This window comes from Pseudomonas sp. AC136, from assembly GCF_979258585.1.
On sequence record NZ_OZ409865.1, the window covers coordinates 2,856,198 to 2,870,798 of the forward strand.

Genomic DNA, 14,601 nt, shown 5'->3' on the forward strand with positions numbered 1-14,601 from the left:
TTGCCATGAGCGCTCGAGAGAAGAAAAGAGGCCAGCCCATTTCCACCGGTTCGGAATGGACCTTCGAGCTGATCCGCGCCTATGACAAAGAGATCGCGCGCATCGCCGAAGGCTATGCGCTGGACACCTATCCCAACCAGATTGAAGTGATTACCGCCGAGCAAATGATGGATGCCTACGCCTCGGTGGGCATGCCGCTGGGCTATCACCACTGGTCCTACGGCAAGCATTTTCTGAGTACGGAGAAATCCTACAGCCGTGGGCAGATGGGCCTCGCGTACGAGATTGTCATCAACTCAGACCCCTGCATCGCCTACCTGATGGAAGAAAACACCATCTGCATGCAGGCACTCGTCGTGGCGCACGCCTGCTATGGCCACAACAGCTTTTTCAAAGGCAACTACCTGTTCCGCACCTGGACCGACGCCAGCTCGATCATCGATTACCTGGTGTTCGCCAAGCAGTACATCATGCAATGCGAGGAGCGCTACGGCATCGACGCCGTGGAAGACCTGCTCGACTCGTGCCACGCGCTGATGAATTACGGCGTCGACCGCTACAAACGCCCGTATCCGATTTCCGCCGAGGAAGAGCGCCAACGTCAGAAAGAACGGGAAGAACACCTGCAGCGGCAAATCAACGACCTGTGGCGGACCATTCCTAAAGGCGCCGACAAGGGCAACGACAAAGACGCCGGCCGTTTTCCCGCGGAGCCGCAGGAAAACATCCTGTACTTCCTGGAAAAGCACGCGCCATTGCTAGAGCCGTGGCAGCGGGAAGTGGTGCGCATCGTGCGCAAGATCGCCCAGTATTTTTACCCGCAGCGCCAGACTCAGGTCATGAACGAAGGCTGGGCCACGTTCTGGCATTACACGCTGATGAACGATCTGTACGACGAAGGCTTGGTCACCGACGGCTTCATGATGGAGTTCCTGCAATCGCACACCAGCGTGATCTATCAACCGCCGTTCGACAGCCCGTATTACAGCGGCATCAACCCGTACACCCTGGGCTTTGCGATGTACCGCGACATCCGCCGCATGTGCGAAGAACCCACCGAAGAAGACAAGCGCTGGTTCCCGGAAATCGCCGGAAGCGACTGGCTGTCGGCGGTGAAATTCGCCATGAAAAGCTTCAAGGACGAAAGTTTTATTCTTCAGTACCTGTCGCCCAAAGTGATTCGCGACCTGAAGCTGTTCAGCATCATGGACGACGACCAGAAGGACGAATTGGTGGTGCCGGCCATTCACGACGAGCCGGGCTATCGCATCATTCGTGAAACCCTGGCGGCGCAGTACAACCTGGGCAACCGTGAGCCGAATGTGCAGATTTACAGCATCAATCGCCGCGGTGACCGTTCGCTGACGCTGCGTCACCAGCAACACGACCGCAAACCGCTAGGCGAATCAACCGAGGAAGTGCTCAAGCATTTGCACCGGCTGTGGGGCTTCGACATCCATCTGGAAACCGTGCGTGGCGACCAAGTGGTGCAGACGCAACACGTACCGCCACGGGGCGATTCGGAGAACGCGGAATACCCGCGACTGGACCTCGTGATACCGCCGATTTGAACCCCGTCCGTTCGACTGGTTGACCGACGGCAAGCTTGCGTTGAGCATATTGCATCCTTCGCGGAGCTTGCCGTTTATGCCTGTAAAGCCGTTTTTTCTGCGCGTTTTGTTCCTCAGCCTGCTGCTTGCCGGCTGTTCAAGCCCGTCGCCGCAAGTGCTGGTGGTGCAAACCGCCACGCCGTCCTTGGGGCAGCGCCACACCTTTGAAATGCTGCCGCCCAGCACCAGCCCCACCGGCCAATTACCGCCCACTCGCGATTACGCCCAAGTGCGCGCCAACCTGCGTCAGGGCCTGCTAAATCGTGGCTATGTCGAGGCCAAGAAAGCGGACGTGCGCGTCGCCTACACCCTGACGCTGAATGAAGCCCCGCTGGAATTTCGCGTCGATACGCCGCCCCCCAACGTCCTCGGCAGCTATCTCGCCGTGCACCGTTTTCAAGATGAGTCCATCACCCTGCGACTGCGCGTTAGCGACCGTGCCAACAAAACCCTCTGGCAAGGTTTAATCACCACTAGCCTGAGTCCTTCGTGGCAGCGTGAGGAACTGCTGCGTGCCGCCGTGGTTGCCCTGATGCAGCAAATTCCCGTAAGCCGCTGAGCCTGGCCATTAGCGGCGCAGCAGGTATCCTGTGGCGCTAACGGAGGGTTTTCCATGCAGATTTACAAGGTCGGCGGCGCGGTGCGTGATCGCCTGCTGGGCCGCGATGTCACCGATATCGATTGGCTGGTGGTTGGCGCGAGCGCAGAAGAGATGCTCGCCCAGGGCTATCGCCCCGTCGGGGAAGACTTCCCGGTCTTTCTCCATCCTCACACCCAAGAGGAATACGCCCTCGCCCGGACCGAGCGCAAAAGCGGGCGCGGCTATGGCGGCTTTACCTTTTACGCAAGCCCCGACGTCACCCTCGAAGACGACCTGACCCGCCGCGACCTGACCATCAATGCTATGGCCGAAGACGACGCCGGCAACGTGCTCGACCCCTACGGCGGCCAGCGAGACCTTAAAGCCCGCGTGCTGCGCCACGTGTCGCCGGCCTTTGCCGAAGACCCGCTACGCGTGCTGCGTGTGGCCCGCTTCGCCGCCCGCTATGCGCCTCTGGGTTTTCATGTTGCCGACGAAACCATGGCCTTGATGCGCAGCCTGAGTGAGTCCGGGGAATTGTCTGCGCTGACGCCTGAACGCAGCTGGAAGGAAATTTCCCGCGCACTGATGGAAGAACGGCCAGATGTGTTTGTTCAGGTGCTGTACGACTGCGGCGCGCTGCACGCGATGCTGCCGGAAGTACACGCATTGTTTGGCGTGCCGCAACCCGCAGCGCATCACCCCGAAATCGACACCGGCGCCCATGTACTCAGCGTGCTGCGCCAATGCGCTGAACACGCGCAGCCGCTCACCGTGCGCTGGGCCTGCCTGCTTCATGACCTGGGAAAGGGGCTGACCCCGGAAGAAGAATGGCCACGGCATATCGCCCATGAACACCGCGGCGTAAAGCTGATCAAGGCCGTGAACGAACGCTGCAAGGCCCCACGCGACTGTCAGGAACTGGCGGTGCTGGTGGGCGAATATCACACCCATGGCCATCGCGCGCTGGAGCTGAAAGCGTCGACCTTACTGGAACTGCTACAAACGTTTGACGTGTACCGCCGCCCGCAGCGCTTCGACGAGTTTATTGCCGCGTGCGAAATGGATGCGCGTGGGCGGTTAGGGTTGGAGCAGCGCGACTATCCACAAGCTGATTACCTGCGCGCCGCCGCCGATGCGGCGCGTGCCGTGAAGGTTCAGCCATTGGTGGAACAGGGCTACAAAGGCGCCGATTTGGGCGAGGCGCTCAAGCGCGAACGCCTAAAAGCGTTGCAGGCGTACAAAGCCGCGCAAATTCCACCGGCCCTGTAGGAGCGAGCTTGCTCGCGAAGCCCTTGCTCGCGAAACAAGAGCTTCGCGAGCAAGCTCGCTCCTACAAAACGCCGCCCGGCGTCAGCTGCTCGCCACGCCATTCAAACGCCACCGGCGCCAGCACCTGCTCGATCTGCGCGTCCCGCCACAGCTCGGCATAAGACGTTTTCGCGCCGGGATGCAACTGCTCCGGCACCAGCATCGCCAGCGGCCAGAGCACAAACGCGTTTTTCAGAATTTCTGCGCGGGGAAGAATCAAGCCGTCGAAGTTGCCTACCAGCTCGCCGTAGGTCAGCACGTCTATATCCAACGGCAAGCCTTTGCGATTCGGCGCATACCGTCCGTTATCCGCCTCGATGCATTTGAGCCGGCGATCCAACTCGTGCAGCGGCAGGTCGGTTTCGGCCAGCACCACAAGATTGAAAAACGGCCCACTCTTGATCCCCACCGGCTGGCTTTCGAAGACCGGCGAGCAGCGCATGTTTTGAAGGAACTGAGCCAGGGCGTCGAGGCCAGCCGTCAGGTGCGCTTCGCGCTCAACGTTGCTGCCCAGGCCCAGCAGAATGGGGGTCAGAGGCATCCGCGCTGAATCTCCACGCCGACGCCGCCGGTGGCTGCCGGCACGGCGCCCGGCTTGGTGAGTTTCAGGCGTAAACCGGGAATGTTGAACTCGCTCATCAGTGTTTCGGCGAGGCGCTCAGCGAAGGTTTCTACCAACTGAAACTGCGCCTGTGCGGCGAAGGATTGGATGCGCGCGGAGACCGATGCGTAGTCGAGCGCCTTGCTGAGATCGTCACCCGCAGCCGCCGGGCGATTGTCCCAGGCGAAACTCAGGTCCAGGCGCAGGCACTGGCGGATGTCGCGCTCCCAGTCATACGCACCGATCACGGTGTCGACTTCCAGACCTTCGATAAACACTCTGTCCAAGCACTCTGCTCCGCCGCACGACAAGGGCGCTGCGCCCCGCTAGAATCGGGGCTCACTCGCCCCGGATGGATACCATGTTCTGGTTGCTGGCGATCCTCGCCTACCTGCTCGGCTCGCTGTCTTTCGCCATCCTGCTCAGCCGCCTGGTCGGCGCTCCCGACCCTCGCGCGGCTGGCTCCGGCAACCCCGGCGCCACCAACATGCTGCGGGTGGCAGGTAAAAAGCTGGCCATCCTGACCCTGTTAGGCGACGTGCTCAAAGGCCTGCTGCCCGTGCTGGTCGCTTATGCGCTGGGCCTTTCAATGCAACATCAAGCCTGGATCGGCCTCGCCGCCGTGGTCGGGCATCTGTACCCGGTGTACTTCAATTTCCGTGGCGGTAAGGGCGTGGCGACTGCGGCCGGCATGCTCCTGGGGCTTTATCCGCCGGCCGCCTTGCTGGCCGCTGCAGGGTGGGGCCTGACCTTCTGGCTGACCCGCACCAGCTCGCTGGCATCGTTGATTGCCACGCCGCTGATCCTACCGCTGCTTGCCTGGCGGCAACCCGCTGCGCTGCTGCCCATGAGCGTGCTCACCGGTCTTATCGTGTGGCGCCATCGCAGCAATCTACGCGACCTGCTGGCCGGGCGCGAACGGCATTTCTAAGCCTCAGATCGCTGGCAATTGTTCCATCGGCCAACGCGCCTGCACCGATATTTCCGGCCCCTCGTGCTGGCCGGCCATCAGCCGCTGACAGCCGGCATAGGCGATCATCGCGCCGTTGTCGGTGCAGAACGCCGGGCGAGCGTAAAACACGTTGCCTTTGAGGTCGCCGAGCATCTTTTCCAGCGACCGGCGCAGCGCCTGATTGGCGCTCACGCCACCGGCGATCACCAGACGGTTCATACCGGTCTGCTTGAGGGCGCGCTTGCATTTGATGGTCAGAGTCTCGACCACGGCGGTCTGGAAGGCCAGAGCAATGTCGCTACGGGTTTGCTCGCCGTCGTCGCCAGCATTGCGGCATTGCAGCCATGTGTTCAGGGCGAAGGTTTTCAGGCCGCTGAAGCTGAAATCCAGGCCTGGGCGATCGGTCATCGGGCGAGGAAAAACGAAACGCCCCTCCACGCCGTTAAGGGCCATACGGGCGATTTCAGGGCCACCGGGATAACCAAGACCGATAAGTTTGGCGGTCTTGTCGAAGGCCTCACCGGCCGCGTCATCCAGCGACTCACCGAGCAACTGGTATTGGCCGATGCCATCAACACGCACCAGCTGCGTATGACCGCCTGAAACCAGTAGGGCAACAAACGGAAATTGCGGCGGCGTTTCTTCCAGCATCGGCGCCAGCAAGTGGCCTTCCATGTGGTGTACGCCAAGCGCCGGAATGTCCCAGGCAAACGCCAGCGCCTGGGCGCAGGAAGCACCGACCAGTAGCGCACCGACCAGGCCAGGGCCGGCGGTGTAGGCGATGGCGTCGATGTCGTGGGTGGCGCAACCGGATTGCTCCAGCACTTCGCGGATCAACGGCAGCATGCGCTTGACGTGATCGCGCGAGGCGAGCTCCGGTACCACGCCGCCGTAGGCTTTATGCAGGTCGATTTGGCTGAACAAGGCATCACCCAGCAAGCCGCGCTCGCTGTCGTACAAGGCAACGCCGGTTTCATCGCAAGAGGTTTCTAGTCCCAGCACGAGCATGGGTTTTCCCTTCAGACTGGGCAATTTCGAAGGCGCGCATGATAATCGCCGTCCTTAACGCCGCCTAGCGGTTTTCGATCAGAGGCTTTGCATTCCTGGCGATGAGGCGTTAACATCCGCAACCCTTAAAAACCGACGTCCTCCAGCTCAGTTTGCAACGAGTACGTCTACCCCGGTAATGAATGAAGGTAGCTCTGGATGCCAGCCGTCAAAGTTAAAGAGAATGAACCCTTCGACGTAGCTCTGCGTCGCTTCAAACGCTCCTGTGAAAAAGCCGGTGTTCTGGCCGAAGTTCGCAGCCGCGAGTTCTACGAGAAACCAACTTCCGAGCGCAAACGCAAAGCTGCAGCCGCAGTTAAGCGCCACGCCAAGAAAGTGCAGCGCGAACAGCGCCGCGCCGTTCGTCTGTACTAATACGCAGACTGACGCCGCCTGTTTTGCCACGCCCGGCCGCAAGCCGGGCTGCCGGCAAAATCGATAGCACAAACGCTCCAAACGCATTAGCGAAGTTATCCAGGTTGTTTAGGCAGCCGCGATAAGCCTCGCTTTTTCGCGTTTTTGCGGATGCATATTCCGCCCGCCCCGCAGTTAAAAGGCCTGTAGAGCCGATCACCAACAATTGGCATGATTAGCCCCTCGCCGCTTCGTGCGCCGAGACGCGCTTTGCATCTATTTCCGAACACCTGAAATCCCGACAGCAATGCCGGCGATTCGACGACTTCGAGAGCGCCATGGCCGGGCTTATTCCCCAAAGCTTCATTGACGACTTGCTCAACCGCACCGACATCGTCGACGTGGTCAGCTCGCGCGTGCAACTGAAGAAAACCGGGAAAAACTTTAGCGCCTGCTGCCCCTTCCACAAAGAGAAGACGCCCTCGTTCAGCGTCAGCCCCGACAAGCAGTTCTACTACTGCTTCGGCTGTGGGGCCGGCGGCAACGCCCTTGGTTTTATCATGGACCACGACAATCTGGACTTCGTCCAGGCCGTGGAAGACCTGGCCAAAAGCGCCGGCATGGAAGTGGTTCGTGAAGAGGGCGGACGGAGTGGCAACCATAAACCGCGCCAGCCGACCGACTCGCCGCTGTACCCGCTACTGACAGCCGCCGCCGAGTATTACCGCCAGGCGTTGAAAAGCCATCCAACCCGCAAAGCCGCTGTCGACTACCTGAAAGGACGCGGTCTTTCCGGCGAAATTGCCCGCGACTTTGGCCTCGGTTTCGCCCCGCCCGGCTGGGACAATTTGCTCAAGCACTTGGCCACCGACACGCTGCAACAGAAAGCGATGATCGAAGCCGGCCTGCTGATCGAAAACGCCGACAGCGGCAAACGCTACGACCGCTTTCGAGACCGGGTGATATTTCCCATCCGCGACAGCCGTGGCCGTGTCATCGCATTTGGTGGCCGCGTACTGGGCGACGACAAACCCAAGTATTTGAACTCGCCGGAAACCCCGGTTTTTCATAAAGGCCAGGAGCTGTACGGCCTGTATGAGGCGCGCAAAAGCAATCGCGACCTGGATGAAATAATGGTCGTCGAGGGCTACATGGACGTTATCGCCTTAGCCCAGCAAGGCTTGCGCAACGCCGTCGCCACGCTTGGCACGGCCACCAGCGAAGAACACCTCAAGCGCCTGTTCCGCATCGTGCCCAGCGTGCTGTTTTGTTTCGACGGCGACCAAGCTGGCCGCAGCGCCGCATGGCGCGCCCTTGAAGCCACGCTGCCCAGCCTGCAAGACGGCCGCCGCGCGCGCTTCCTGTTTCTGCCCGAAGGCGAAGACCCCGACACCTTAGTGCGCGCCGAAGGCACCGACGCGTTCCGCGCGCGAATCAACCAACAGGCGCAGCCACTGGCCGACTATTTTTTCCAGCAATTGACGCAAGAAGCCGACCCTCGCTCGCTGGAAGGCAAGGCGCACTTGGCGACCCTAGCCGCGCCGCTCATCGACAAGATCCCCGGCGCCAACCTGAAAACCTTGATGCGCCAGCGGCTGACCGAAATTACCGGCCTGAGCATTCAGCAGTTGAATCCTGCGCCTCACAATCCGGTCAGCGCACCGCAAGCACCCTCGAATTCGCACCCGCATTACGAAATGGACGAGGCGCCGCAATACGACCCCAGCGCTTATTTCGACGCGCCAGCCGACTACGGCCAGGAGCAATACGCGCCGCAGCCTGAGCAAGCATGGCAGCCGAAGACGGGGTTCAAGGGAAAAGGCCAGGGCGGCAAGAAATGGGAAAAAAGCTGGAGCAAAAAAGGTGATCGCGACCGCGATGATTTCCCCCGCGGACCGCGCGTTGCGGCACCCGTAGAATCTCCGACGCTTACCGCGCTGCGCACGCTGCTGCATCACCCGCAACTGGCCGAGAAGGTGGAAGAGGCCAGCCACTTCGCTGCCGAAAACGACACCTATGCACAATTGCTCGTCGCGCTGCTCGGCGCCATGCAGAAAAATCCGAAATTGCGCTCGCTGCAGCTGATTGCACGGTGGCATGGAACTGAGCAGGGACGTTTATTGAAGGCGTTGGCGGAAAAGGAATGGCTGATTGACGCTGACAACCTTGAACAACAGTTTTTCGACACTATAACTAGTCTGGCTGCACGCCAACGTGAGCGCAGCCTGGAACATTTGCTGCGCAAAGCTCGTCAAAGTGAGCTCAGCGCAGAGGAAAAAGAGCAACTTCGCGGCCTCCTTAGTCGCACTGCAACTCCCGTCACCCCGACCTCAACTGGCGCGTGAGGTCTCAGCTCTGGTATAATCCTCGGCTTGTTTTTTGCCCGCCAAGACCTTCAGTGGATAGGGTGTTATGTCCGGAAAAGCGCAACAACAGTCCCGCCTTAAAGAGTTGATCAGCCGTGGTCGTGAGCAGGGTTACCTGACTTACGCAGAGGTCAACGACCACCTGCCGGAGGATATTTCAGATCCGGAACAGGTGGAAGACATCATCCGCATGATCAATGACATGGGGATCAACGTATTCGAGAGTGCTCCGGATGCGGACGCTCTGCTATTGGCTGAAGCCGATACCGACGAAGCGGCCGCCGAAGAAGCAGCCGCTGCTTTGGCTGCGGTAGAAACCGATATTGGCCGTACCACCGACCCGGTGCGCATGTATATGCGCGAAATGGGTACGGTCGAATTGCTGACCCGCGAAGGCGAGATCGAAATCGCTAAACGCATCGAGGAAGGCATTCGTGAAGTCATGGGCGCTATCGCCCATTTCCCAGGCACTGTCGACAGCATTCTTTCCGAATACACCCGCGTCACTACCGAGGGCGGCCGTCTGGCCGAAGTCCTCAGCGGCTACATCGACCCGGATGACGGCATTGCCGCGCCGGCCGAAGTGCCCGTCCCGGTTATCAAAGACGGCGCAGCTGCCGCCGAGCCTGAAACCGAAGACGAAGAAGCCGACGGTGACAGCGAAGACGAAGAAGAAGGTGATGGCGGCCCGGATCCAGAAGTTGCACGCGTGCGCTTCGGGGCCGTAGCCGACCAACTGGAAAAAGCTAAAAAGGTGCTGAAAAAGCACGGTCGCGACAGCAAGCAAGGCATGGCCGAACTCGCTGAACTGGCCAGCCTGTTCATGCCGATCAAGCTGGTTCCGAAGCAATTCGATGCGCTGGTTACTCGTGTTCGTGATGCCCTTGAGCGTCTGCGTGCACAAGAACGCGCCATCATGCAGCTGTGTGTGCGTGATGCCCGTATGCCGCGTGCCGACTTCCTGCGTCAGTTCCCGAGCCACGAAATCGACGAAAGCTGGGCTGAGCAGCTGTCCAAAGGCAAAAGCAAATACGCTGAAGCCATTGGCCGCCTGCAAGCCGACATCCTGCGCTGCCAGCAAAAACTGGTTGCCCTGGAAGCTGAAACCGGTTTGAAACTGGCTGAAATCAAAGACATCAACCGTCGCATGTCGATCGGTGAGGCGAAAGCCCGCCGCGCGAAGAAAGAGATGGTTGAAGCGAACTTGCGTTTGGTGATTTCGATCGCCAAGAAGTACACCAACCGCGGTCTGCAATTCCTCGACTTGATCCAGGAAGGCAACATCGGCTTGATGAAAGCGGTGGACAAGTTCGAATACCGTCGCGGCTACAAGTTCTCGACTTATGCAACCTGGTGGATCCGTCAGGCGATCACTCGCTCGATCGCCGACCAGGCCCGCACCATCCGTATTCCGGTGCACATGATCGAGACGATCAACAAGCTAAACCGCATCTCGCGTCAGATGCTTCAGGAAATGGGCCGCGAGCCTACTCCGGAAGAACTGGGCGAGCGCATGGAAATGCCTGAGGACAAAATCCGCAAGGTATTGAAGATCGCGAAAGAGCCGATCTCCATGGAAACACCGATTGGCGATGATGAAGACTCCCATCTGGGTGACTTCATCGAAGACTCCACCATGCAGTCGCCCATTGATGTCGCCACGGTAGAAAGCCTCAAAGAAGCGACCCGCGAAGTACTGGCCGGCCTCACTGCTCGTGAAGCCAAAGTACTGCGCATGCGCTTCGGCATCGACATGAATACCGACCACACCCTCGAAGAGGTTGGTAAACAGTTCGATGTAACCCGCGAGCGGATTCGGCAGATCGAAGCCAAGGCGCTGCGCAAGCTGCGTCATCCAACGCGTAGCGAGCACCTGCGCTCCTTCCTCGACGAGTAATTCGTTACCCAACGAAAACCCGTTACTGAAGCGCAAATAAAACCCCCGGCCTGGTCCGGGGGTTTTGCTTTTTGGATGCTGGCAACCCGCCACACAGCTACACTCGGCACATCAATCCCTACGCTGTTTTGAGGCCGGGTCATGCCGCGACTGTTTGCCACTCTTCTGCTGTGTTTGGCCTACTGGTGCGCGCCCGCCCAGGCATTCACCCTGACGTCAGAGGAGCAGGCCTGGCTTGAGGCCCACCCAACCTTGCGCATGGGCGTCGACGCCACTTGGCCACCCTTCGAATACCGCGACGAACAAGGCCGATATCAAGGATTGGCCGCCGACTACATTGCCCTGATCGAAAAACGCCTAAACGTAAAAATGGAGACGTACGAGCCAAGCACCTGGAGCGAAGTACTCGACCAGGCCCGGGCTGGCACCATCAATCTCTTACCCGGCGCCATGTCCACACCCGAGCGCCAGGGCTACCTGAGCTTCACCCGCCCCTATCTCGACTTCCCCATCGTGATCCTCGCCCGCAACGGCGGTGCCCAACCTCACGAACTCAAAGACCTGTACGGGCTGAAAATCGCGGTTGTCGAAAACTACGCGCCCCACGAAATTCTGCGAAGCCGCCACCCGGATCTGAACTTGCTGCCCGTCGCTAACGTCGCCGCGGCGCTGCAAGCCGTGGGCACGGGCCAAGCTGACGCGCTGGTGGGCGACCTCGCCTCCAGCGTCTGGGGCTTGCGCCAGCTCAAACTCGAAGGCATCGCCATCACCGGCGAAACGCCCTACCGCTACCAGCTATCAATGGCCGCGCCGAAAGACCAGGCGATTTTGGTCAACATCCTCGACAAATTGTTCGCCGACATGAGCAGCAGCGAAATCGAAGCCATGCAGGAACACTGGCTCGGCGGCGTTCTGGACCAGCGCAGCGTGTGGCGAAAAACCCTGGTGGTTGCCGTACCCGGCCTACTCGCTCTGCTGCTCGTTCTGATTATCGTGGTCGCTGTAAACCGGCGACTGAGCAGTGAAATCAACCGACGCGCTGCTCTTGAATTGGCGCTTCGTAACAGCGAACAGCACTACCGCAGCCTTGTGGAATGCTTGTCGGCAGTCACCTGGGAAGCCAGCCGTGAAGACTTCTGCTATTCCTACGTCTCGCCCCATGCCGAAAAACTGTTTGGCTACCCGCTGAGCGACTGGCAGACCCCAGGCTTCTGGGCAAATGCGCTGCACCCGCAAGACCGCGAACGCACCCTCGCCTACCGCCGTCAGGAGACAGACGCCGGCCGCGACCACACCGTTGACTACCGCGTGTACGCCGCCGATGGCCGCCTGGTCTGGATTCACGACATCGTTACCTTGATCGAACACCGTGGCGCTACCGTGCTGCGAGGCGTGATGGTTGAAGTCACCGAAACCAAACAGATCGAGCAAGCCCTGCGCCTGTCCGAACAAAAATTTGCCTCCGTGTTTCAGCAATGCCCAGACGTGCTGATCATTGCCCGCCGCGACGATGGTCGCTTGCTGGAGGTGAACCCTTCCTTCGAGCTGCACACCGGCATTCCCGCCGCCGAGGCCATCGGCAAGAACGGCACAGAACTCAACTTGTGGGGCACTGCCGACGCGGGTCCAACCGTCTTGCAACGGCTGCAACACGACAGCCTGCGCAACCTCGAAATGCTTTTCCGCCGCCAAAACGGCGAGTTCTTTACCGGTCTTATTTCCGCGCAACAATTCCAACTTGCCGACACGCCAGCGCTCGTCATCGTGGTGCGCGACATCAGCCAAGTGAAGAAAACTCAGGAAGAGCTGCAATCCTCCGAAGAGAAATTCGCCAAAGCCTTTCACGCTTCACCCGACGGCTTGCTGCTTACGCGCATGCGCGACGGCCTGATTCTGGAGGTGAACGAAGGTTTCTCCAGCCTGACCGGCTACACCAGCAGCGACGCCACCAACCAGTCCACGCTCGGCCTGGGCCTGTGGCACAACCCGCTCGACCGCAGCACCGTGATGCAACAGCTGCAAGAAATCGGCACCGTGCGCGATTACACCGCGGCTATTCGAGGCAAGAACGATGAGCTGCGCTTGTGCGAAATTTCGATGCAGAGCATGCAAATCAAAGGCGAACACTGCGTACTGACCATCGCCCGCGACGTCACCGAACGCACCCGCACCCAAGAGAAACTCCAGCTCGCCGCCACCGTGTTTGAGAGCACGGCTGAAGGCGTGCTGATCACCGACACCCAACAGCGCATAACCGCCGTCAACCGCGCCTTCACCGAAATCACCGGCTACAGCGAAGCCGAAGCGCTCGGGCGCTCCCCGCAACTGCTCGCCTCGGGCCAACATGACAGCGCCTTTTACGCCGCCATGTGGCACCAGCTTGATGCTGCCGGTCACTGGCAAGGCGAGATTTGCAACAAACGCAAAAACGGCGAGCTGTATCCGCAATGGCTGACCATCAGCGCCGTGCGCAACGATGACGAACGGATCACCCATTTCGTCGCCGTGTTTGCCGACATCACCTCACTCAAACACGCCCAAGACAAGCTCGACCACCAAGCCCACCACGACTCCCTCACCGGCCTGCCCAACCGCCTGCTATTCGAAAACCGCCTTCAAGCCATGCTTGCCGACGCACAAACCACGCCGTGCCTGGGCGCCGTGTTATTTCTCGACCTCGACCGTTTCAAACACATCAACGACAGCCTAGGCCACCCCGTCGGCGACCTGCTGCTGCAAGACACCGCGCAGCGCCTGCGCAACCAACTGCGCGACATCGACACCGTGGCACGGCTGGGCGGCGATGAATTCATCATCCTGCTTCCTGGCCTGCATGAACCGGCGGATGCCGAGCGCGTAGCGGCGAAATTACTCACCTGCCTGAGCGCACCGTTCCAAGCGGATGGTCACGAATTCTTTATCACCGCCAGCATCGGCGCGAGCCTGTTCCCCCAAGACGGCAGCGACGTCGCCACCCTAATCAAAAACGCCGACGCCGCCATGTACCGCTCCAAAGCCAAAGGCCGCAACCGCGCCGAGCTCTACACCAGCGACCTAACCCAGCAAGCCACCGCCCGCATCGCCCTGGAAAACGAACTGCGCCGCGCCATCGAACGCAACGAACTGAGCCTGCACTACCAACCCAAACAATCGCTCGCCGACCGCCAGATCGTCGGCGCAGAAGCGCTGCTGCGCTGGCACAGCGCGGTCTTCGGCACCGTCTCGCCGGAACGCTTCATCTCACTCGCCGAAGACAACGGCCTGATCCTGCCCATCGGCGATTGGGTGCTCGCCCAGGCCTGCCAGCAAATGGGCGAATGGCAGCGCCACCACCTGCCGTTCGGCCCGATGTCCGTCAACCTCGCCGGCGCCCAACTGCGCCAACCGCGCCTGGTGCAGCGCATCGCCGACCTGCTCGCCGAACACCAATTGCAGCCCCACATGCTGCAGCTGGAAATCACCGAAAACTTCATCATGAATCAGACCGACGAGGCGCTGACCATCCTCCACGACCTCAAACGGTTGGGCGTCTTGATCGCCATCGACGACTTCGGCACCGGCTATTCGTCCCTCAGCTACCTGAAACGCCTGCCGTTGGACACGTTGAAAATCGACCAATCCTTCGTCCGCGGCCTGCCCGACGACCCCCACGACGCCGCCATCACCCGCGCTATCATCGCCTTGGGCCGCAGCATGCAACTCACCCTGGTCGCCGAAGGCGTAGAGACGCCCGCGCAAGAGCGTTTCCTCATAGACGAAGGCTGCGAACAGATCCAAGGCTTCCTCCTCAGCCGCCCGGTAACCCCTGACAAGTTCGCAAGTACTTTCCTAAGCCCGCGCCACGCAATTGGCACACAGCAAACCGCACCGGTATAATCCGCCG

11 protein-coding genes are annotated in these 14,601 nt (G+C 60.3%); 8 read left to right on the forward strand and 3 right to left on the reverse strand.

Features of this window, described 5'->3' with window-relative positions:
* Nucleotides 1–5 precede the first annotated feature (5 nt).
* From ACZZZU_RS12795 to ACZZZU_RS12805, 3 genes are all read left to right on the forward strand, one after another.
* A complete protein-coding gene (locus tag ACZZZU_RS12795) occupies nucleotides 6–1,571 on the forward strand; it encodes a SpoVR family protein (RefSeq protein ID WP_463550795.1) in 1,566 nt (521 codons plus the stop codon).
* 76 nt (nucleotides 1,572–1,647) lie between these two features.
* A complete protein-coding gene (locus ACZZZU_RS12800; protein WP_122491986.1) occupies nucleotides 1,648–2,169 on the forward strand; it encodes a DUF4136 domain-containing protein in 522 nt (173 codons plus the stop codon).
* Nucleotides 2,170–2,223: 54 nt separating this feature from the next.
* Complete coding sequence (locus ACZZZU_RS12805) at nucleotides 2,224–3,462, forward strand: multifunctional CCA addition/repair protein (protein WP_463550796.1); 1,239 nt, start codon at nucleotides 2,224–2,226, stop codon at nucleotides 3,460–3,462.
* A gap of 61 nt (nucleotides 3,463–3,523) precedes the next feature.
* Here the strand turns inward: ACZZZU_RS12805 and folK are convergent, their stop codons facing one another.
* A complete protein-coding gene (gene folK, locus ACZZZU_RS12810) occupies nucleotides 3,524–4,042 on the reverse strand; it encodes a 2-amino-4-hydroxy-6-hydroxymethyldihydropteridine diphosphokinase (protein ID WP_122491988.1) in 519 nt (172 codons plus the stop codon).
* Nucleotides 4,033–4,389, reverse strand: a complete 357-nt coding sequence (gene folB, locus ACZZZU_RS12815; RefSeq protein WP_122491989.1) for a dihydroneopterin aldolase — start codon at nucleotides 4,387–4,389, stop codon at nucleotides 4,033–4,035. Before folB ends, folK begins: the two co-directional genes overlap by 10 nt.
* Nucleotides 4,390–4,463: 74 nt before the next feature.
* Between folB and plsY the strand changes: the two genes are divergently transcribed.
* The gene (gene plsY, locus ACZZZU_RS12820; RefSeq protein ID WP_463550797.1) at nucleotides 4,464–5,033 is read left to right on the forward strand and encodes a glycerol-3-phosphate 1-O-acyltransferase PlsY; all 570 of its coding nucleotides are present in this window, start codon (nucleotides 4,464–4,466) and stop codon (nucleotides 5,031–5,033) included.
* A gap of 3 nt (nucleotides 5,034–5,036) precedes the next feature.
* Here the strand turns inward: plsY and tsaD are convergent, their stop codons facing one another.
* A complete protein-coding gene (gene tsaD, locus ACZZZU_RS12825; protein ID WP_463550798.1) occupies nucleotides 5,037–6,062 on the reverse strand; it encodes a tRNA (adenosine(37)-N6)-threonylcarbamoyltransferase complex transferase subunit TsaD in 1,026 nt (341 codons plus the stop codon).
* 198 nt (nucleotides 6,063–6,260) lie between these two features.
* Between tsaD and rpsU the strand changes: the two genes are divergently transcribed.
* The 4 genes from rpsU (at nucleotide 6,261) to ACZZZU_RS12845 (ending at nucleotide 14,594) form a co-directional block, all read left to right on the forward strand.
* Nucleotides 6,261–6,476, forward strand: a complete 216-nt coding sequence (gene rpsU, locus ACZZZU_RS12830) for a 30S ribosomal protein S21 (protein ID WP_002551877.1) — start codon at nucleotides 6,261–6,263, stop codon at nucleotides 6,474–6,476.
* Nucleotides 6,477–6,793: 317 nt separating this feature from the next.
* Nucleotides 6,794–8,800, forward strand: a complete 2,007-nt coding sequence (gene dnaG / locus ACZZZU_RS12835) for a DNA primase (RefSeq protein ID WP_122491992.1) — start codon at nucleotides 6,794–6,796, stop codon at nucleotides 8,798–8,800.
* A 67-nt stretch (nucleotides 8,801–8,867) separates the two neighbouring features.
* Nucleotides 8,868–10,718 (forward strand): RNA polymerase sigma factor RpoD, encoded by a 1,851-nt coding sequence (gene rpoD / locus ACZZZU_RS12840; RefSeq protein WP_122491993.1) that lies wholly within the window; start codon nucleotides 8,868–8,870, stop codon nucleotides 10,716–10,718.
* Between the two features lie 141 nt (nucleotides 10,719–10,859).
* Nucleotides 10,860–14,594 (forward strand): EAL domain-containing protein, encoded by a 3,735-nt coding sequence (locus tag ACZZZU_RS12845; RefSeq protein WP_463550800.1) that lies wholly within the window; start codon nucleotides 10,860–10,862, stop codon nucleotides 14,592–14,594.
* Nucleotides 14,595–14,601: the final 7 nt, after the last annotated feature.

Excerpts from the sequence above, each read along its gene's own strand:
- ACZZZU_RS12795 (WP_463550795.1), top strand. The coding sequence starts at position 6 with ATGAGCGCTCGAGAGAAGAAAAGAGGCCAGCCCATTTCCACCGGTTCG.
- ACZZZU_RS12800 (WP_122491986.1), top strand. The coding sequence starts at position 1,648 with ATGCCTGTAAAGCCGTTTTTTCTGCGCGTTTTGTTCCTCAGCCTGCTG.
- ACZZZU_RS12805 (WP_463550796.1), top strand. The coding sequence starts at position 2,224 with ATGCAGATTTACAAGGTCGGCGGCGCGGTGCGTGATCGCCTGCTGGGC.
- folK (WP_122491988.1), bottom strand. The coding sequence starts at position 4,042 with ATGCCTCTGACCCCCATTCTGCTGGGCCTGGGCAGCAACGTTGAGCGC.
- plsY (WP_463550797.1), top strand. The coding sequence starts at position 4,464 with ATGTTCTGGTTGCTGGCGATCCTCGCCTACCTGCTCGGCTCGCTGTCT.
- tsaD (WP_463550798.1), bottom strand. The coding sequence starts at position 6,062 with ATGCTCGTGCTGGGACTAGAAACCTCTTGCGATGAAACCGGCGTTGCC.
- rpsU (WP_002551877.1), top strand. The coding sequence starts at position 6,261 with ATGCCAGCCGTCAAAGTTAAAGAGAATGAACCCTTCGACGTAGCTCTG.
- dnaG (WP_122491992.1), top strand. The coding sequence starts at position 6,794 with ATGGCCGGGCTTATTCCCCAAAGCTTCATTGACGACTTGCTCAACCGC.
- rpoD (WP_122491993.1), top strand. The coding sequence starts at position 8,868 with ATGTCCGGAAAAGCGCAACAACAGTCCCGCCTTAAAGAGTTGATCAGC.
- ACZZZU_RS12845 (WP_463550800.1), top strand. The coding sequence starts at position 10,860 with ATGCCGCGACTGTTTGCCACTCTTCTGCTGTGTTTGGCCTACTGGTGC.